At 66.3% G+C, this 17,566-nt stretch carries 15 protein-coding genes; 10 read left to right on the plus strand and 5 right to left on the minus strand.

The window, feature by feature from the left end; translation table 11 throughout:
- The first annotated feature begins 31 nt into the window (after positions 1-31).
- The 3 genes from N5C18_RS14030 to N5C18_RS14040 all read left to right on the plus strand — a co-directional run bounded on the left by N5C18_RS14030 (position 32) and on the right by N5C18_RS14040 (position 3,462).
- Positions 32-1,009, plus strand: coding sequence for a DUF1852 domain-containing protein (locus tag N5C18_RS14030; protein WP_279944819.1), 978 nt, complete (start codon positions 32-34; stop codon positions 1,007-1,009).
- 38 nt (positions 1,010-1,047) lie between these two features.
- Positions 1,048-2,082: a methionine synthase gene (locus N5C18_RS14035; protein ID WP_006446276.1), complete on the plus strand. Its 1,035-nt coding sequence runs from the start codon at positions 1,048-1,050 to the stop codon at positions 2,080-2,082.
- A gap of 132 nt (positions 2,083-2,214) precedes the next feature.
- Positions 2,215-3,462 (plus strand): arsenic transporter, encoded by a 1,248-nt coding sequence (locus N5C18_RS14040; protein ID WP_279944821.1) that lies wholly within the window; start codon positions 2,215-2,217, stop codon positions 3,460-3,462.
- Between the two features lie 12 nt (positions 3,463-3,474).
- On the opposite strand, the gene N5C18_RS14045 is transcribed toward N5C18_RS14040, so the two are convergent.
- On the minus strand, positions 3,475-4,713 hold the full coding sequence (locus N5C18_RS14045) for a serine hydrolase (protein ID WP_279944822.1): 1,239 nt from the start codon (positions 4,711-4,713) through the stop codon (positions 3,475-3,477).
- A 120-nt stretch (positions 4,714-4,833) separates the two neighbouring features.
- Between N5C18_RS14045 and N5C18_RS14050 the strand changes: the two genes are divergently transcribed.
- Together N5C18_RS14050 and N5C18_RS14055 are read left to right on the plus strand one after the other, a co-directional pair.
- The gene (locus tag N5C18_RS14050) at positions 4,834-4,956 is read left to right on the plus strand and encodes a hypothetical protein (protein ID WP_258010859.1); all 123 of its coding nucleotides are present in this window, start codon (positions 4,834-4,836) and stop codon (positions 4,954-4,956) included.
- Between the two features lie 45 nt (positions 4,957-5,001).
- Positions 5,002-5,853: a helix-turn-helix transcriptional regulator gene (locus N5C18_RS14055; protein WP_279944823.1), complete on the plus strand. Its 852-nt coding sequence runs from the start codon at positions 5,002-5,004 to the stop codon at positions 5,851-5,853.
- Here N5C18_RS14055 and N5C18_RS14060 read toward each other — a convergent pair.
- The gene (locus tag N5C18_RS14060; protein ID WP_279944824.1) at positions 5,819-6,820 is read right to left on the minus strand and encodes a PHB depolymerase family esterase; all 1,002 of its coding nucleotides are present in this window, start codon (positions 6,818-6,820) and stop codon (positions 5,819-5,821) included. The two genes, N5C18_RS14055 and N5C18_RS14060, sit on opposite strands and share 35 nt — an antisense overlap.
- A gap of 221 nt (positions 6,821-7,041) precedes the next feature.
- Here N5C18_RS14060 and N5C18_RS14065 point away from each other — a divergent pair, with 221 nt between their 5' ends.
- The 4 genes from N5C18_RS14065 to N5C18_RS14080 are packed head-to-tail and all read left to right on the plus strand — an operon-like array spanning position 7,042 to position 13,964.
- Positions 7,042-9,204 (plus strand): TonB-dependent receptor, encoded by a 2,163-nt coding sequence (locus tag N5C18_RS14065; RefSeq protein ID WP_279944825.1) that lies wholly within the window; start codon positions 7,042-7,044, stop codon positions 9,202-9,204.
- Positions 9,205-9,237: 33 nt separating this feature from the next.
- A complete protein-coding gene (locus tag N5C18_RS14070; protein ID WP_279944826.1) occupies positions 9,238-10,116 on the plus strand; it encodes an alpha/beta hydrolase in 879 nt (292 codons plus the stop codon).
- Positions 10,113-10,598 (plus strand): MaoC family dehydratase, encoded by a 486-nt coding sequence (locus tag N5C18_RS14075; RefSeq protein ID WP_279944827.1) that lies wholly within the window; start codon positions 10,113-10,115, stop codon positions 10,596-10,598. Before N5C18_RS14070 ends, N5C18_RS14075 begins: the two co-directional genes overlap by 4 nt.
- Before the next feature lie 36 nt (positions 10,599-10,634).
- Positions 10,635-13,964, plus strand: a complete 3,330-nt coding sequence (locus tag N5C18_RS14080) for a PAS-domain containing protein (protein ID WP_279944828.1) — start codon at positions 10,635-10,637, stop codon at positions 13,962-13,964.
- Positions 13,965-13,968: 4 nt separating this feature from the next.
- Here N5C18_RS14080 and N5C18_RS14085 read toward each other — a convergent pair whose 3' ends face one another.
- The gene (locus N5C18_RS14085) at positions 13,969-14,643 is read right to left on the minus strand and encodes a response regulator transcription factor (RefSeq protein WP_053508519.1); all 675 of its coding nucleotides are present in this window, start codon (positions 14,641-14,643) and stop codon (positions 13,969-13,971) included.
- Between the two features lie 129 nt (positions 14,644-14,772).
- Here N5C18_RS14085 and N5C18_RS14090 point away from each other — a divergent pair, with 129 nt between their 5' ends.
- Positions 14,773-16,419, plus strand: coding sequence for a fatty acid--CoA ligase (locus N5C18_RS14090; RefSeq protein WP_053508521.1), 1,647 nt, complete (start codon positions 14,773-14,775; stop codon positions 16,417-16,419).
- Positions 16,420-16,437: 18 nt separating this feature from the next.
- Here the strand turns inward: N5C18_RS14090 and N5C18_RS14095 are convergent, their stop codons facing one another.
- Positions 16,438-16,923 (minus strand): hypothetical protein, encoded by a 486-nt coding sequence (locus N5C18_RS14095; RefSeq protein ID WP_053508523.1) that lies wholly within the window; start codon positions 16,921-16,923, stop codon positions 16,438-16,440.
- A 74-nt stretch (positions 16,924-16,997) separates the two neighbouring features.
- Complete coding sequence (locus tag N5C18_RS14100; RefSeq protein WP_279944831.1) at positions 16,998-17,492, minus strand: hypothetical protein; 495 nt, start codon at positions 17,490-17,492, stop codon at positions 16,998-17,000.
- Between the last annotated feature and the right edge of the window lie 74 nt (positions 17,493-17,566).

The raw sequence follows: 17,566 nt of genomic DNA on the forward strand, positions 1-17,566 counted from the left end.
GGATGTGACCCCGCAACCCGGAACGCCCCCCATGACGACCGACGACTTTACCTTCAGCATCACGCGCATCCCCTTCAACGAGGACTACCAGCCCGCTGATGGCACGCGCATCACCACCAATTTCGCCAACCTGGCCCGTGGTGCCTCGCGGCAGGAAAACTTGCGCAACACGATCAGCATGATCAACAACCGCTTCAACGACCTGGCCCATTGGGACAACCCCAATGCCGACCGTTACGCGGTCGAGCTGGACATCATCTCGGTGGAGATGCACATCGACGGCGGCGATGGCAGTAATCCGTTCCCGCTGATCGAAGTGCTGCGGCCGACCATCGTTGACACGCAGACCGGCACGCGCACCGAAGGCATCGTCGGCAACAACTTCTCGTCCTACGTGCGCGATTACGACTTCAGCGTGGTGCTGCCGGCCAGCAACGAGGGCAAGGCCACCTTCGGCATTCCGGACGGCTTCGGCGACCTGCACGGCAAGCTGTTCAGGCACTTCCTGGCGTCGGACGCCTACCGTGCCAACTTCAGCAAGGCGCCGGTGATCTGCATCAGCGTGTCCAGCAGCAAGACCTATCACCGCACCGAGAACCATCACCCGATCCTGGGCGTGGAGTACCGGCAGGGCGAGTTCTCCCCCACCGACCAGTACTTCGACAAGATGGGCCTGCAGGTGCGCTACTTCATGCCGCCGGGCAGCGTCGCGCCGCTGGCGTTCTACTTCCGCGGCGACCTGCTGGGCGACTACTCGAACCTGGAGCTGATCGGCACCATCAGCACCATGGAAGCGTTCCAGAAGATCTACCGCCCGGAGATCTACAACGCCAACTCGGTGGCCGGCAAGGTCTACCAGCCCAGCCTGAAGCACCAGGACTATTCCTCCACCCGCATCGTCTACGACCGCGAAGAGCGCAGCCAGCTGGCGGTCAAGCAGGGCCGGTTCACCGAAGAGCACTTCATCAAGCCGTACCGCGCCGTGCTTGAGCAGTGGGCTGCCCGCTGATCCATCGATTTCCATTCGCCCCCAGGAAACAACACGCAATGTCGACGAAGAAACTGCTCCCCACCTCCACCGCCGGCAGCCTGCCCAAGCCCTCCTGGCTGGCCGAGCCCGAAAAGCTCTGGTCGCCCTGGAAGCTGCAGGACGACGCCTTGACCGAAGGCAAGCAGGACGCGCTGCGCCTGTCCCTGCAGGAACAGCAGCATGCCGGTATCGATATCGTCAGCGACGGTGAGCAGACCCGGCAGCACTTCGTGACCACGTTCATCGAGCACCTCAGCGGCGTCGATTTCGAGAAGCGCGAGACCGTGCGCATCCGCAACCGCTACGATGCCAGCGTGCCCACCGTGGTCGGCGCGGTCAGCCGCCCGAAGCCGGTGTTCGTGGAGGATGCGAAGTTCCTCCGGCGGCAGACCTCGCAGCCGATCAAGTGGGCCCTGCCCGGCCCGATGACCATGATCGACACCTTGTACGACGCGCACTACAAGAGCCGCGAGAAGCTGGCGTGGGAGTTCGCGAAGCTCCTCAACGAGGAAGCCAGGGAGCTGGAGGCGGCCGGCGTCGACATCATCCAGTTCGACGAGCCGGCCTTCAATGTGTTCTTCGACGAAGTGAACGACTGGGGCGTGGCCGCGCTGGAACGGGCGGTTGAAGGACTGAAGTGCGAAACCGCCGTGCACATCTGCTACGGCTACGGCATCAAGGCCAACACCGACTGGAAGCAGACGCTGGGCTCGGAGTGGCGCCAGTACGAGGAATCGTTCCCGAAGCTGCAGACGTCCAGCCTGGACATCATCTCGCTGGAATGCCACAACTCGCACGTACCGATCGACCTGATCGAACTGGTGCGCGGCAAGAAGGTGATGGTCGGCGCCATCGATGTGGCCTCCAGCACTGTGGAAACGGCCGAGGAAGTGGCCAGCACCCTGCGCAGGGCGCTGCAGTTCGTCGATGCCGACAAGCTGTACCCGAGCACCAACTGTGGCATGGCGCCGCTGGCCCGCGATGTCGCCCGGGGCAAGCTGCGCGCGCTCAGCGAAGGCGCGAGGATCGTGCGCGAGGAACTCTCGGCCTGATCCCGGCCCGGGCGTGGTTGCCCGCTGCAACACGGTTCGCAGGGTATGATGCCGCCTCCCTCCGAACTGCTGTGGGTGCAGCGGGCGCGCTGCTGTTGGTAGCGTGCCGGCGCAGCCGAGATCCCCCGCCCGATGCCCGCTTCCAACTCACCCTTGCTGATCTGGGCGGCTGTGGCCGTGGCCACGGTCGGCCTGCTGTTCCGTCCGTTCCGCATTCCGGAATACGTGTGGGCGCTGGGGGCTGCCGCATTGCTGCCGCTGCTGGGTGCGGTATCGCTGGACATGACCTGGGGTGCGGTGGCCGAGGGTCGTGACGTCTATCTGTTCCTGGTCGGCATGATGGTGCTGGCCGAGCTTGCCCGTCGCGAAGGCCTGTTCGACTGGCTGGCGCTGTATGCGGTGCGGCATGCGCGCGGCTCGGGGCGGCGCCTGTTCGATCTGGTGTTCCTGGTCGGCACGCTGGTGACGGTGTTTCTGTCCAACGATGCCACGGCCGTGGTGCTGACCCCCGCGGTCTACGCCGCCTGCCGGGCGGCGCGTGCCAACCCGCTGCCCTACCTGTTCGTCTGCGCGTTCATCGCCAATGCGGCCAGCTTCGTGCTGCCCATTTCCAATCCGGCCAATCTGGTGGTGTACGGCCAGCACATGCCGCCGCTGCTGCAGTGGCTGGCGCAGTTCGCACTGCCCTCGCTGGCCGCGATCGGCGCCACCTACCTGGTGCTGCGCTGGGTCCATCGGCACGAGATCGCCCAGCCGCTGGTGGCGGCACCGGAGCATCGGCCGCTGACCGACGGCGGCCGGCTGAGCGCGCTGGGCGTCCTGTTCACCGGCAGCGTGCTGCTGGTGACCTCCGCGCTGAACGGCCCGCTGGGCCTGGCCACGTTCTGTGCAGGGGCGCTCAGCGTCGCCGTGGTGGCGATCCGGCAGCGCCGCAGCCCGCTGCCGATGCTGCGCCACGTGTCGTGGGGCGTGCTGCCGCTGGTGGCTGGCCTGTTCGTGCTGGTGGAAGCCGTGGCACAGACCGGTGCCATCCAGAGCACGGCCAGTGCATTGCAGGCCCTGGTACAGGCATCGCCCGGGCAGGCCAGCTGGCTGGCCGGGGGCGCTGCCGCGCTGCTGAGCAACGTGGCCAACAATCTTCCAGTGGGGTTGGCAGCCGGATCGCTGGGCCAGATGGCCGAGCTGCCGGCCCAGACCCGGGCCGCGCTGCTGGTGGGCGTGGACCTGGGCCCCAACCTGTCGGTGACCGGCTCGTTGGCCACGATGCTGTGGCTGGTAGCGCTGCGCCGCGAAGGCGAGCATGTCAGCGCGCTCGACTTCCTGCGCGTTGGCGCGCTGGTGATGCCGCCCGCACTGATCGGCGCCCTGTTGCTGCTGTAGCCGTGCGCTGCCTTACCCTGCCCGAGGCGCTAACGCTTCGCGTGCGACCACTTTTCCGACCAGCGTATCGATCGCCGCTTCCATGGCACGCGCGGTCTGGTCGCCGCTCTGGTTGGTGATGACGAAGATGCCCAGGTCGTGCTTCGGCATGATGTAGATGTAGCACTGCGATCGGGGGACGCCGCCATGGTGGGCGTAGTAGACGCCCTTCTGGCGATCGCCAGCGACGATGTTCCAGAAGTAGCCGACGCTGAACTCATCGTCGAACCGGGCCAAAGCGCGATGTGATTCCTTTACCACCGGCCCATTGGCCAGCTGGAACTGAAGGTACTTCACCATCTCGGGGACAGTAGCCTTCACACCGCCCGAGGCACCCCATGGCAACGGCGGCATCGGCGTGGTCGGTACCGGATTGTCACTGTGGTAGCCGACCGCCAGCCGCGAAGCATCGGCATCGTCCAGCCTGATCCTGAGGCCGGTCATCGCGGCGGCGTCGCTGAAGAAGCCACGCAGCAGTGACTGGTAGTCTCGCTGGTGGATCACCTCCAGGATGTGCGCGGTCAGTTCGGTCCCGGCGCTGGAGTATGCGTACTCCTTGCCGGGCGCGCGCGGGATCCGTACGGCGTGCAGATCCCTCAGGAACTCCGGCTTGCCGTAGTGCGCGTACAGCGCGTTGAGCTCAGCGGGCGTGCGGTGATCGGTGAAGTCTTCCAGCACCGTGTTTGCGCGCTCGGGCAGCATGTTCGGCAGCCCACTGGTGTGCGACAGCAGGTGGCGGACCCGGATGGGCTCCCCCTGATATTGCAGGTTCGGGTAGTTGCCCTGCAGGAACGTGCGGACGTCGTCATCCAGGCTGAGCCGGCCGTCCAGCACCGCGTCGGCCATCAGCGTGCCTGCCAGCGTCTTGCTCAGCGAGCCGATCTCGTAGATCGTTGCATCGGTCGGTGCGCCTGGGCTGCCTTCCACCATCTGGCCGCGATGACCGATGAAACTCCTGCCCCGGTGTACCACCGCGATGGAGGCCGAGTGCAGCAGGGGCTGCTCGGCCAGGGTCTGCGCCACTTCATCGATATCTGCTTGAAGATCCGCCGAGGGCTTCTGCCCTCCGCACCCGGCCAGCAGGAGCGCGCTGGACATCAGCAAGACCGGCAGCCGGGGCCTGTACCGCATCGTCTTCAAGGGAGCTTCCATGCGTTGGCGTTTCAGGGGTGCGGAAAGAGCGCACAACATAGCGGATTGGCGCGCACGCATGCACCCGCCGGGCGCCTGCACGGCTTTGGCCGGATTGATGAATCACCTGGCGGAACTGTCGAATGACCCCGTTCCGGCAGCCGAATACGCTTGTCATCCTCCACCACAGAGGATGCCCTCATGAGCGACACCACCGCGGCCGTCGCCACCCCACGTGCTGACCCGCCGATCGTCCACGTCCTGATGGGCTTCATCTGCGTCTGGCACAGGCGCGAACCGGAGCAGGCACGTGACGAGGCCTGAACGCTACTACAGGGCCGGCCCGACGCGCACCGGGCGGGTAACGAAGTGACGATTTCGCTTGCAGGGCAGGACGAGGTCGGTCCCGACTACCCCGATCGGATTGACCTGCCGGTAATGGTGCTTGGGCTGGAACCCATTCCCGATGCCTGGGAAATGCCTTTCCATGAACACCGGAAGGCACAGGTCATGGTCGCCACGCGTGGGTTGATCACACTGGAAACCCATGCCGGCCTCTGGGTGGTTCCACCGCAGGGGGCGGTGTGGATTCCGGGCGGGCTGACCCATCGGGCCAGCAGCAGCGGAAAGCCGCATGGATTCGTCGTGTTCGTTGAACCCGGAGCGGTACCGGGTTTGCCCGCGCAGTGCTGCACGATGGCGATCACCCCGTTCATGCACGCCCTGCTCGAACGCGTGGCAGATCACCCCCAACAGTACGAGCACGGCAGCGCACAAGCGCGGCTGATGGCGGTGCTCCTAGACGAACTCATTGCCGCGCCACCGGAGTGGATCCACCTGCCGATGCCGTGCGAGCCGAGGCTGCGCCGGTTGGCCAGTGCGATGTTGGCCGCGCCCGCCGAGCGGGCAACGCTGGGCGTCTGGGCCGGCCGGATCGGCATGAGCGAGCGCAACATGTCCCGGTTGTTCTCCGGTGAAACCGGCCTGAGCGTCAGGCGCTGGCGCCGGCAGATGCACGTGGTGGTCGCGTTGCCGATGCTGGCCGGCGGCAAGACCGTCCAGGCTATTGCGGATGAGCTGGGCTACGACAGCGCGGGCGCATTCGTGACCATGTTCCGCAAGACCGTGGGTGCCCCGCCCAAGCGCTTCCTGGCGGAGCGGAGCACCCGACTGCGCGGGCCCAGTCTCAGCGCTGGTAATCCTTCAGGAACAGCCAGGTAATCAACGTGGCGTCCGGGCCCTTCGGATCGGTGAACGGCAAGCCGGACTGGCTGCCACTCCAGGCATGCCCCATGCCCTGCACCACGTAGTGCTGCGCCAGCGTGCGCCCGCCATAGGTGTAGGTGTCGACCGTGTACGCGCGCCCGCCCGGTACCTGGCCGTGATGGGTGCTGGTCGGCACATACTTCACCGAGTCATTGTCCTGGCCGTCATCGGCCAGATCGTTGGTCTGCAGGAACTGGCGCACGGCCTGCTGGCCGTTCACCGGGTTGACGGTGAGATCGGCGCTGCCATGGAACACCAGTACCGGCAGCGGTCGCGGCGACGGCGATCCGGAACACTGCCAGGCCAGCCGGCCGTTGCTGTCGGGCGAGTAGATGCTGCCTGCCAGCAGTGCATAGGCGCTGCCGGAAATCGTGGTCGCGCCCTTGAACATGCCGCCGGAATGGATGGCACCGGCGGCAAACACGTCCGAGTAGCAGGCCAGCATGATCGAGGTCATCGCACCGCCGGCGGAAATGCCGGTGACGTAGACGCGGTGCGGATCAACGCTGTAGCCCGCCTTCACCTTGTCCACGATGCCGGCCAGGATCGCCGCTTCGCCGCTGTCGCGCGCCTGGTTGATCGGCAGCTGCCAGTTCCAGCAACGTGCCGGGTTGGCGGTGACGTTCTGTCGTGGGTACACCACGATGAAGCCCTCGGTATCGGCCACATCGTTGAAGCCCGAGGCCTCGCCCATCAGGTTCGGCCCGGTCACGCAGCCGTGCAGCACCAGCAGCAGCGGAAGCGGCTGGGCGTCGTCGTAGCCGGCAGGTACCCAGACCTGGTACTCGCGGGCGCCGAACAGATTGCCGTACAGGCCGATGTCCCAATGTCCGGCCGGGCCTGCAGCGGAAGCGCTGCCCGCTGCCAGGCAGAGGCACAGCATCAGCAGCACCCGCTTGATCGAATCGATTGTGGAGTTCATGACCAGATCCTCCTGCGTGGGTCGTGGATGAAGGCGTACCGGGGAGCGTTCCCGGCTGGGGGCGCCCCCAGTATCCGCATCCCATGGCCACTGCCGACTGGACCTAGGTCCACTCGCTGGCGGCGGATGACACCGCTAGCCTTGGCTGCAGGGATGGCTAGCGGCCATCAATACGGACATGCCTGGGGGAGGAGTGGATGAAGCGGAACGGTTTGAGTCTCATGATCGGCGCATGGCTGGCCGCAGGGCCGGTACTGGCACAGGAAGCGCCGCCGGCCGGCCGGTCCGCCTCGCCGACCAACCTGGACAGCATCAAGGTCACCGCCCGCAAGCGCGAGGAAACCCTGCAGGAAGTGCCGGTGGCGGTCACCGCCTTTACTTCCGAAGCGCTGGACAGGATGAATGTCCAGGACATCAGCGACCTGGATGCGCAGGTGCCCAACCTCACCATCTACGCCGCGCGCGGCGCCAGCAGCACGGTCACCGCCTATATCCGCGGCATCGGCCAGTCCGACCCGACCTGGGGCGCCGACCCGGGCGTGGGCATCTATCTGGATGACGTCTACATCGCGCGCCCGCAGGGCGCCCTGCTGGACGTATTCGATGTCTCGCGCATCGAGGTGCTGCGCGGCCCGCAGGGCACGCTGTACGGCAAGAACACCATCGGCGGCGCGATCAAGTACATCTCGCGCGGCCTGCCCACCCAGACCGAGGGCTTCGCCCAGATCACCGTGGGCAACTACAGCCAGCTCGATGCCAAGGCGGCCATCGGCGGCCCGATCGGCGGCGCCGACAGCGGCCTGCGCGCGCGCGTGGCGGTGGCCAGCATGAATCACGATGGCTTTGGCGAAAACACCATCAATGGCCAACCGGTCAGCGACAAGCAGGTCAACGCGGCACGCCTGAATCTTGGCGCCTATGCGGGCGACGACTTCGACGTGCAGTTCGCACTGGACTGGATCGACGACCAGTCCGGCATGCGTGGCTCGAAGATGCTGGCGCCGAACCCGTTCCTGCGCCTCTACCCGCCGATGGACAGCCGCTACGACATCCGCTCAGGCATGCGCAACCTCAACAACGTGGAGACCAAGGGCGCGTCGGCCACGGTGAACTGGCGGCCGAACGAGGACATCGCAGTGAAGTACGTGGTGGCCAAGCGCGAATCGGACAGCGAGGCCAACATCGACTTCGACACCACGCCGGTCAAGCTGGCCGACGTCAGCGGCACCTACAACGACAACCAGGTCAGCAACGAAGTGCAGCTGAACTACGATGCGGGCGGCCGCGTGCGCGGCGTGGTTGGCCTGTATCAGTTCAGTGGCGAGGCCGGCGGCCAGATCCAGAACAACTACTTCAGCGCGCAGTTCGCCGACAACCAGGGCAAGGTGCTGACAGACAGCATCGCGCTGTATGCGGACTGGACCTTCGACCTGACCAGCAGGCTCAAGCTGGACGTCGGCGCCCGCTACACCGACGAGGACAAGCGCGCGATCGTGCTCAACCGCCTCTATGCCGACCCGGGCTTCAGCCGGCCGGTGGCGGTCACCGCGGATTTCGACAAGAAGACCAACTTCAAGAATGTCTCGCCCAAGGTCTCGCTGGACTACCAGATCACCCCGGACATCATGGTCTACGGCCTGGCCACGCGCGGCTTCAAGTCCGGTGGCTACAACATCCGCGCCAACGCGGTGGCGGTGCCGCGCTCGGCCGAGCCGTTCGACGACGAGACCGTGGACAGCTACGAGGTCGGCAGCAAGATCGCCTTCCTCGACCAGCGCCTGTTCCTGAACCTGTCGGCCTTCTACAACAAGTACAAGGACATCCAGCTGTCGGTGTTCACCGGCCTGGATACCAATGGCGATGGCATCGATGATTCCTTCTTCGGCGACTTCACAAATGCCGGCGCCGGCACCGTCAAGGGCCTCGAGGTCGAATACCAGTACCTGCCCACCCAGCACTGGCTGATCTCCGGCAACCTGGCCTGGCTGGACACCAAGTACGACGAGTACCTGGACCGTGGCGTCAACGTGGCCCGGCAGATGAAGTTCACCAATGCGCCGGAATTCTCCGGTGCGTTGAACGTGGAATACCGCACCGAGCTGGCCAACGGCAGCAACCTGTCGGCACGGGTGAGCTACAGCTACCAGAGCGAAGTGTGGCCGACCACCGACCTGAGCCCGGTGATCCGCCAGGACGGCTACGGGCTGGTCAATGCCGGCGTGATCTGGCGTCTGGATGATGCCTGGACCTTCTCGCTGCAGGGCACCAACCTGACCGACAAGGAGTACCGCACCACCGGCTACAACATCCCGGCGGTCGGCACGCTGATTGGCTTCTACGGCCCGCCACGCCAATATAGCCTCAGCGTCCGTTACGATTTCTAGAGCATCCGATACGATTTCCAGGAAGCCCCGTGCATGATGCAGTCTTACGTAGATCTGTACTGGAACAGCGACGATGGCCTGCGCCTGCACGCGCGTGACCATGCACCGGATACCGGGCAGGCGGCCCGCGGCACGGTGGTCTGCATCCCCGGCCTGACCCGCAATGGCGCCGATTTCGATGCGCTCGCCGGCATCCTCACTGCCGTGGGCTGGCGCGTGATCGCCGTCGACCTGCGTGGCCGCGCCGGATCAGAACGTGCGCATGATCCGTCCAGCTACAACCCGCGCACCTATGCAGATGACATGGTGGCGCTGCTGCGCGCGCAGAACATCGACAAGGCGGTGTTCGTCGGTACCTCGCTGGGCGTGCTGGTTACCATCACCCTCGCCTCGCGCGCACCGCAGCTGATTTCCGCCGCGGTGCTGAACGACGCCGGCCCGAAAGTGCCGCGCGAAGCGCTGGCGCGGATCGGCAAGTACGCCGGCAAGCCGGTGCCGCCGATGGACCTGGAGCAGGCCACGGCCTATGTGGCGTCGATCGGCAAGGCCGCCTTCCCGCGCTTCAGCACCGATGACTGGCGGGCGATGGCGGTGCGTACCTTCCGCCCGCGCAGCGATGGGCTGCTGGAACTGGACTACGACCCGGCGGTGATCCGCACCACCCGCCCCTGGCTGTTGTGGCTGCTGCGCCCCGTGCTGTGGCGCGCAGTACGCGGGCTGACCGCACGGGTGCCGGTGCTGGTGGTGCGCGGTGCGCTGTCCGATATCCTGCCGGCCGATGTTGCCCGGCAGATGGCGGCGACATCGGAGCGTGCCCGCCTGGTCGAAGTGCCCGACGTCGGCCATGCGCCGATGTTGTCCGAGCCTGAAGCACGCGATGCGATCCTGGCCCTGCTGGAGCGTGTGCGATGAGCAGCGGCCCTGTAGCGGACGCGCTGCCCAGTGCGCTGCAGGCCCTGCAGCGGTGGGCCGCGGAGGAACGCGTGGGTACCGGCATGCACATCACGCAGGCAACGATCGACGCCTTCGCCGACGCCACTGGCGACCACAACTGGATCCACGTCGATCCGCGGCGCGCGCAGGCGGAGCTGCCCGGTGGGCGCACCATCGCGCACGGTTTCCTGCTGCTCTCGCTCACCGTGCAGGACGACGTGGCGGCCCTGGCCAGATTCCCCGGTATCGCCCAGGTACTCAATTACGGCCTGAACAAGGTCCGCTTCCTGGCGCCGGTACCCAGCGGCACCGAGGTACGGGCGCGCTCGCAGCTGGTGTCGTTGGATGCGCGCCAGCCGGGGCAGTGGCTGCTCACCCAGCGCAAGGCCGTCGAACGCGTTGACGATGGCGAGCTGGCACTGGTTGCTGAGCAGCTGTCATTGATCGTGCTTGCCCCGTAGCACCCGCCTGCCCGGCTCCCTGCCTACACTGGAGCGATGTTGACGCCTACTGTCGTCCTGTTCGCCTGTATTGCGTGGACCGTACTGCTGTTTGGCGTGGCCCTGTGGGGCGAGCGCCAGGGGCACCGGCTGGCGCGCGCGTGGCCGGCCATCTATGCGCTGTCGCTGGCGGTGCACTGCACCGCATGGACCTACTACGGCGCCGCTTCGCAGGGCCTGCAATGGGGCTTTCCGATTCCACCGACCCTGGCCGGGATGGCGCTGATCTTCGCCTTCGGCCTGCCCTTCCTGGTGCGGCTGGGGCGCCTGGCCAAGCAGCACAACAGCGCCACCATCGCCGACCTGGTGGTGGCCCGGCTGCGAGCAGATCGCGGCCTCGGATTCACCATCACCCTGGTTGCACTGTTCGGCATCATTCCCTACATCGCACTGCAGCTGAAAGCCGTCAGCCAGGGACTGGGGGCATTGCTTGGCGATCGCTTCGCACCGGCCGGCGCGCACCTGGACATGTCGTTCTGGTTCGCGTTGACGATGGCGGCCTTCACCCTGCTGTTCGGCGCGCGCAAGGCGTCGGCCACCGAACCGAACCGTGGCATCGTGGTTGCACTGGGCCTGGAATCACTGTTGAAGCTGGCCGCGCTGCTGGCCATTGGCCTGTATGCGGCATTGTCGGTGCACCGGTCCGGCATGCCGCTGCTGGACAGGATGGCGCAGCTGCCGCCACCGGCCATCGTCCCGGACTACCTCACCATGGTCGCGTTGGGCGCGATCTCTGCCTTTACCCTGCCCCACCAGTTCCATGTCGGGGTGGTGGAACTGCGCCAGAGCTCGGACCTGAAAACCGCACGCTGGATGTTTCCGGTCTACCTGCTGCTGATCGGGCTGCCGTCGGTGCCGATGGCATTGTCCGGATCCGCGCAGCTGCCGGCGTCGGTGACGCCCGACCTGTACGTGCTGGCCTTGCCGCAGGCCGGTGGCCACCACCTGTTGGCGCTGCTGGCCTACCTGGGCAGCCTGAGCGCGGCAACCGGCATGATGATCCTGTCCGGGCTGACCCTGTCGATCATGCTCGGCAACCACGGCTTCGGTTCGCGCCTGATCAGTGGCTTCGAGGGCGGCGTGGCGCATGCCGACCTGCGTCCGCGCGTGCTGGCGTTCCGCCGTGCCGGCATCCTTGCCGTGTTCCTGATGTCGTGGCTGTACAGCCGCGCAATGAGCGATACCGAGGCGCTCAGTGATTTCGGCCTGATGTCCTTCACCGCGCTCTCGCAGCTGGCGCCGGCGGTGGTGCTGGCGGTGTACCGCCCACGCACGCCCTCCCCGGCCATCGTCGCGGGCATCGTGCTGGGTTCGCTGGCCTGGTTGTGGCTGGTACTGCTGCCGATGGTGCTTCCTGCGCCGGCCGCCAGCGCCGAGGGCCTGCACTGGCTGACGGTGGTTTCGCTGCGGATGCAGCCCGGCCACATCGCCATCAGCATGGGCGCAAGCCTGGCGGTCAACCTGCTCACCGTTGCCCTGGTATCGCGGGCCGTGCGCCCTTCGCTGCCACGTCGGCGCGACGCGGTGGCGGCGGCCACGCTGCGGAAGACCGCCGGCCGCTTCCTCGGCCAGGAGCGTGCGCGCCAGTTGCTGGCGGGAGATGCGGGGCAGTTGCTGGATGACGACCGGGTCACTGCCGTCGAACGTGAGCTGACCGCCGTGGTCGGCGCCGGCATGGCGCGCCTGCTGGTTGAGGCCGCACGCGACGGGGGCGCCGCGCCGCTGGACGCGGTGACCCGTGCCGTGGGCGAAGCGACCCAGGTGCTGCGCTTCAACCAGCGCCTGCTGGAAGCGGCGCTGGAAAACATGAGCCAGGGCATCAGCGTGGTTGACGCGCAGCTGCAGCTGGTGGCCTGGAACACCCGTTACGCTGCGCTGTTCCGGTTTCCTCCGGAACTGCTGCAGGTCGGGCAGCCGGTGGTCAACCTCACCGCCTGGGCACTGGCGCAGCTGAAGATCGGCGAGGGCCCCGCTGACTCTCCGCAGCAGGCCCTGCAGCGTCGCGTCGCGCACATGCAACGCGGCACCCCGCATCTCTCCGAGCGGGTCTTCCCGGACAACACCATCGTCGAGATCCGCGGAAACCCGATGCCCGGTGGCGGCTACGTAGCCACCTTCACCGATGTCACCGCGTTCCGTCGCGCCGAGGATGCACTGAAGCGCAGCAACGAAACCCTGGAGCGGCGCGTGCAGGACCGTACCGCCCGGCTGCAGCAGGCGGTACAGGACGCCGAGCGCGCGAACGCGGCCAAAACCCGGTTCCTGACGGCCGTCGGCCACGATCTGATGCAACCCCTGCACGCCGCACAGCTGCTGACCGATGCCATGTCGCAGCACATCGAATCCGTCTTTCTGGACAGTTTCCTGCGCCAGATCCGAGGTGCGCTGGATTCCACCGATGACCTGCTGTCCGGCCTGCTGGACATCTCCCGACTGGAAGCCGGCGGGCTGGTGGCCGATCCGCGCCCGTTCGCACTTTCAACCGTGCTGGACCCGCTGGCGCAGGAATTTGCGGTACTGGCAGCGGCGCGCGGCCTGCAGTTCCGGTACCTGCGCACCCACGCCTGGGTGCATAGCGATCCGCTGCTGCTGCGCCGCGTGCTGCAGAACTTCCTGGCCAATGCCATCCGCTACACCCGCCACGGCGGCGTTCTGCTGGGCGTGCGTCGCCACGGCCAATGCCTGTCCATCGGTGTGCACGACACCGGGCCCGGCATCGCAGCCGAGCAGCAGGCGGTGGTATTCGAGGAATTCCATCGGGTGGACCGCAGCAATGGCCAGGGCCTGGGGTTGGGGCTGACCATCGCGCAACGCATCGCGGCCCTGCTGCACGCACCGTTGCAGTTGCGCAGCGTAGTCAATCGCGGTTCGGTGTTCTCGGTCAGCGTGGCGCGCAGTGCAGCACCGGTGGCACCGCGGATCGAACCGCCGGCCAACGCCGGCAGCACCCTCAGGGGCACCCGTGTGCTGGTGGTCGACAACGATGCCGACGCCTTGGCGGCAATACAGCAGCTGCTGCTGTCCTGGGGCTGCGATGTCATCGCCCTGCACGGCGCCGAAGGCATCGATGCGTCGGCGCACGATGCGGCACTGTGGCTGTTCGACTACCACCTCGATGACGGCGATACCGGCGTGGCACTGTTCACGCGCCTGGCTACAGCGCACGGGCCACGGCCCACGGTGATCCTCAGTGCCGACACCGGCGCCGAGACCCGTGAGGCGGTGCGCGGCGCGGGGCTGTCATTGCTGAGCAAGCCCTTCAAGCCACTGGCGCTGCGCTGGGCGATCAACCACCTGCTGGCCTCTGCCGCAGCGACAGCGCCCTGAGCGGTCAGCGCTCTGCTGCGTCTTCAATCTGCCGGGAGGGGTCGGCCAGGCCCATTTCATGCAGCACGCGGATCGCCTGCGCCCGATTGCGGACTCCCAGCCGCTCCATGATGCGTGTCATGTGGGCCTTCACCGTGCGCAACTGCACCCCGAGCCGGTCGGCAATCTGCTTGTTGAGCAGGCCTTCGGCCACCAGGCTCAGCACCCGGTACTGATGCGCCGACAGGCTCGCCAGGCGCGCGGCCAGGTCGGCATCCTTGCTGAACGCCGCTACCCGGGCCACCGGTTCGCGCAGCAGTGAAGGTATCCAGCGTTCTCCTTCCAGCACGGACTGCAGCGCAGACTGCAGTTCGTTCAGGCCTGAACTCTTGGGCAGATAGCCGGCGGCGCCGAGGTCGATGGCACGGCGGATTACCTGCGGCTCTTCATTGGCCGAAACGATGATGATCGCCAGCCCCGGCTGCAACGCGCGCAGCGTGGCCAGTCCGGCCAGGCCGTGGTTGCCTGGCATGTGCAGGTCCAGCAGCATCAGGTCGATCGGCTGGCGCTCGAGCACGTCAAGCACGCCGTCCAGTGAATCGGCTTCACTGATCTGCAGGTCGGCCACCGCCTCTTCGGCCGCACGATGCAGGGCCGCGCGGAACAAGGGGTGATCGTCGGCGATGAGCAGGGTTGGCATGTGCAGGCGAGAGTAGCAAATCGCCCCGCCGCGGGGAGGCGTACCTAGGTACGCTGGCGCCGCGTGGGCGCGCGGCTAGTGTGGCGGTATGAAGGGCGGCCACCGATACGTCGTCCACGAGGACACCCCATGTCATTCCCCGCTGCTGCCGGCGCCTCCACCTGTCCGCTGCTGATCAAGCAGCTGCTGCACACGCCACTGGCGGTGAACCCAGGCCAGGAGATCGTCTATGGCGATTCGGTCCGCTTCGACTACCGGACGCTGCAGGCGCGCATCGGCCGGCTGGCCGGGTTGTTGACCTCGCTCGGGGTCAGGCACGGCGATACCGTGGCGGTGATGGACTGGGACAGCAACCGCTACCTGGAGGCCTACTTCGCCGTGCCGATGATCGGCGCGGTGCTGATGATGGTGAACGTGCGCCTGGCCCCCGAACAGATCGCCTACACGCTCAACCACAGCGGCGCGCGGGTACTCCTCGCCCATCGCGAGTTCCTGCCGATACTGGACGGCATTGACGAGCAGCTGCCGGATCTGCGCACGCGCATCCTGCTGGAGGATGTCGTCGGCCCATTGCCGGAGGGTTTCGTGACCGAATACGAGGCTGGCCTGCGCGCCGCCCCTGCAGTCACGCAGTTCCCGGACTTCGATGAGAACACCCGTGCCACGATGTTCTACACCACCGGGACCACCGGCCTGCCCAAGGGCGTCCATTTCAGCCACCGGCAACTGGTCCTGCATTCGCTGACCGGCATGGCCGCGCTGGGCAGTGCAGCCACCCAGGGGCGCCTGCATCGCGGTGATGTCTACATGCCGATTACTCCCATGTTCCATGTGCATGCCTGGGGCCTGCCCTATGTGGCCACACTGCTGGGCATCAAGCAGGTGTACCCGGGGCGCTACCTGCCTGCCAACCTGCTGGCACTGATCGCGCGCGAGAAGGTGACCTTCTCGCACTGCGTACCGACCATCCTGCACATGCTGCTGGAGCATCCCGCTGCAGCGGACACCGATCTGGCCCACTGGAAGGTGATCATCGGTGGGGCGGCCCTGCCGCGTGCACTGGCGCAACGGGCACTGGCACGCGGCATCGACATCTTCGGTGGTTATGGCATGTCGGAGACCTGCCCGCTGCTGACCGTCGCCCAGATCGATGCCGAGGCCGTGACCGATGCGGATGAGGTTCTCTCGCTGCGCACCAAGGCCGGCATACCGGTGCCGCTGGTCGAGCTGCGCATCGTCGACCCCGACATGAACGAGGTTGCCCACGACGGCATTGCCACCGGCGAGGTGGTGGTACGCGCGCCCTGGCTGACCGAAGGCTACCTGCACGATCCGGCGGCGTCCGAGGCGCTGTGGGCGGGCGGCTACCTGCATACCGGGGACATCGGCAACATCGACGGAGGCGGCTACCTGCGCGTGACCGACCGCATCAAGGACGTGATCAAGACCGGCGGCGAGTGGATCTCGTCGCTGGCACTGGAAGACATCATCGCGCTGCATCCGGCGGTCAGCGAAGTGGCGGTTATCGGAATCGCAGATACGAAATGGGGCGAGCGGCCGCTGCCGCTGGTGGTCAGGCAGCCGGGCAGTGACGTGACCGAGGCCGAGATCATCGAACTGATCGCCGCCCGCAGCCGCGCAGGCGACATCTCACGCTATGCGATTCCGGAACGCGTCAGTTTCGTGGATTCCATCGAGCGCACCAGCGTGGGCAAGATCAACAAGAAGAAGCTGCGCGGGATGCATGACCGCGGTGCAGAAGCCAACGCGGGCTGACACCATGAACCGCCGGGATCAGAATGGATCTGCTGCCTCGACGCGATCATGCGAAACAACTGAGGTGAGGTGCTGTATCCCGGCGAGGAACACCTCTGTGAAGCCGGCAGCGTGCAGTGACGGGTCCGTGAATGCCATGCCATCCACGGCCATCGCCTTGAAGCTCGCCGCAAGGTCCCGGTGCATCTCGGCGTGACGCGGCAGATAGGGCACGTAGTGCTTGCGGAGCACTGTCAGCGGTGCGTTCGGGAGCACAATGACTGAAAGTTCGCGATGGGCCATCACTTCCAACAGGAACGTGGGAGTGCCTGCGCTGCCATAGCGCGCGTACTGCTTGGCAAGGTCGGAATCCGTGGAAAACCACATGCCGTGCGCGATCTCGGACAGTGGCGTGCCGGGCGCGAATGCACCGCCATGGAAAAGTGGCAGCGACGATGGCAGTGTCGTCTTCGGGAACGCGGACAACAGCGTCACCAGGTCGTTGGGGGACGCCGGGATGTTCATCGGGATTGTACCTTCTTCATGCGGGAGTCTTCGGCCAGCGCCGCGGGGATCTGTCCAGGCGCCGGCGCGTCCTGTCATTCTGCAACGCCTTGATCCTTGCCTGCTGCCCTCGTGTCCAGGTACTCCTGTCGACCGCTGTCACCCGGCCCGCCATCTTCCCGCTCGACCAGTGTCCGAGCCGCCGGAGCGTGCCAGGGATCTGTCACCACCCTTGCGTGCGTGAAACCATGGTCAATCAGCGCATACAGGCGATGTCTGCCGTCCATCACACGGATCCGCCCCTCCCGGAAGATCAACCAGGGGGTATAGATTTCCTCTCCGGCCGCCAGCGTAGAAACGGCCCGTTCGTACTTCCAGGGTTTGAATGTTTCGTCGTCTCGATGCGCCTTCGTATCAGCCCAAAGGGAATCCCCGCGCAGGGCCTCCCGCAGCCGCGCGAGGCTGACCAGCAGGTACACCGGGCTTTCGCCAGATGCCGGGTCATCCCTGTAGCACTGATACTCCTTGCGATCAGCCTGGATATCGCACTCAAACTGGAACTCGCTCAGCTTCATGATCTTCAAGGACATCCTTCTCCAGTGAATGCACCACTATCGGCCGCAGTGCGGTGATCTTGAGGCTGCGCGGTAGGGGGATCCGGCCT

Origin of the sequence: Stenotrophomonas sp. GD03930, assembly GCF_029839665.1 — a bacterium.
Classification (GTDB): Bacteria; Pseudomonadota; Gammaproteobacteria; order Xanthomonadales; family Xanthomonadaceae; genus Stenotrophomonas; species Stenotrophomonas forensis.

Bases quoted from the DNA above. Each gene is read 5' to 3' on its own strand.
- N5C18_RS14080 (WP_279944828.1), top strand. From the start codon at position 10,635: ATGTTGACGCCTACTGTCGTCCTGTTCGCCTGTATTGCGTGGACCGTA.
- N5C18_RS14035 (WP_006446276.1), top strand. From the start codon at position 1,048: ATGTCGACGAAGAAACTGCTCCCCACCTCCACCGCCGGCAGCCTGCCC.
- N5C18_RS14040 (WP_279944821.1), top strand. From the start codon at position 2,215: ATGCCCGCTTCCAACTCACCCTTGCTGATCTGGGCGGCTGTGGCCGTG.
- N5C18_RS14045 (WP_279944822.1), bottom strand. From the start codon at position 4,713: ATGCGTGCGCGCCAATCCGCTATGTTGTGCGCTCTTTCCGCACCCCTG.
- N5C18_RS14075 (WP_279944827.1), top strand. From the start codon at position 10,113: ATGAGCAGCGGCCCTGTAGCGGACGCGCTGCCCAGTGCGCTGCAGGCC.
- N5C18_RS14030 (WP_279944819.1), top strand. From the start codon at position 32: ATGACGACCGACGACTTTACCTTCAGCATCACGCGCATCCCCTTCAAC.
- N5C18_RS14050 (WP_258010859.1), top strand. From the start codon at position 4,834: ATGAGCGACACCACCGCGGCCGTCGCCACCCCACGTGCTGACCCGCCG.
- N5C18_RS14090 (WP_053508521.1), top strand. From the start codon at position 14,773: ATGTCATTCCCCGCTGCTGCCGGCGCCTCCACCTGTCCGCTGCTGATC.
- N5C18_RS14070 (WP_279944826.1), top strand. From the start codon at position 9,238: ATGATGCAGTCTTACGTAGATCTGTACTGGAACAGCGACGATGGCCTG.
- N5C18_RS14085 (WP_053508519.1), bottom strand. From the start codon at position 14,643: ATGCCAACCCTGCTCATCGCCGACGATCACCCCTTGTTCCGCGCGGCC.
- N5C18_RS14060 (WP_279944824.1), bottom strand. From the start codon at position 6,820: ATGAACTCCACAATCGATTCGATCAAGCGGGTGCTGCTGATGCTGTGC.
- N5C18_RS14100 (WP_279944831.1), bottom strand. From the start codon at position 17,492: ATGTCCTTGAAGATCATGAAGCTGAGCGAGTTCCAGTTTGAGTGCGAT.
- N5C18_RS14065 (WP_279944825.1), top strand. From the start codon at position 7,042: ATGATCGGCGCATGGCTGGCCGCAGGGCCGGTACTGGCACAGGAAGCG.
- N5C18_RS14095 (WP_053508523.1), bottom strand. From the start codon at position 16,923: ATGAACATCCCGGCGTCCCCCAACGACCTGGTGACGCTGTTGTCCGCG.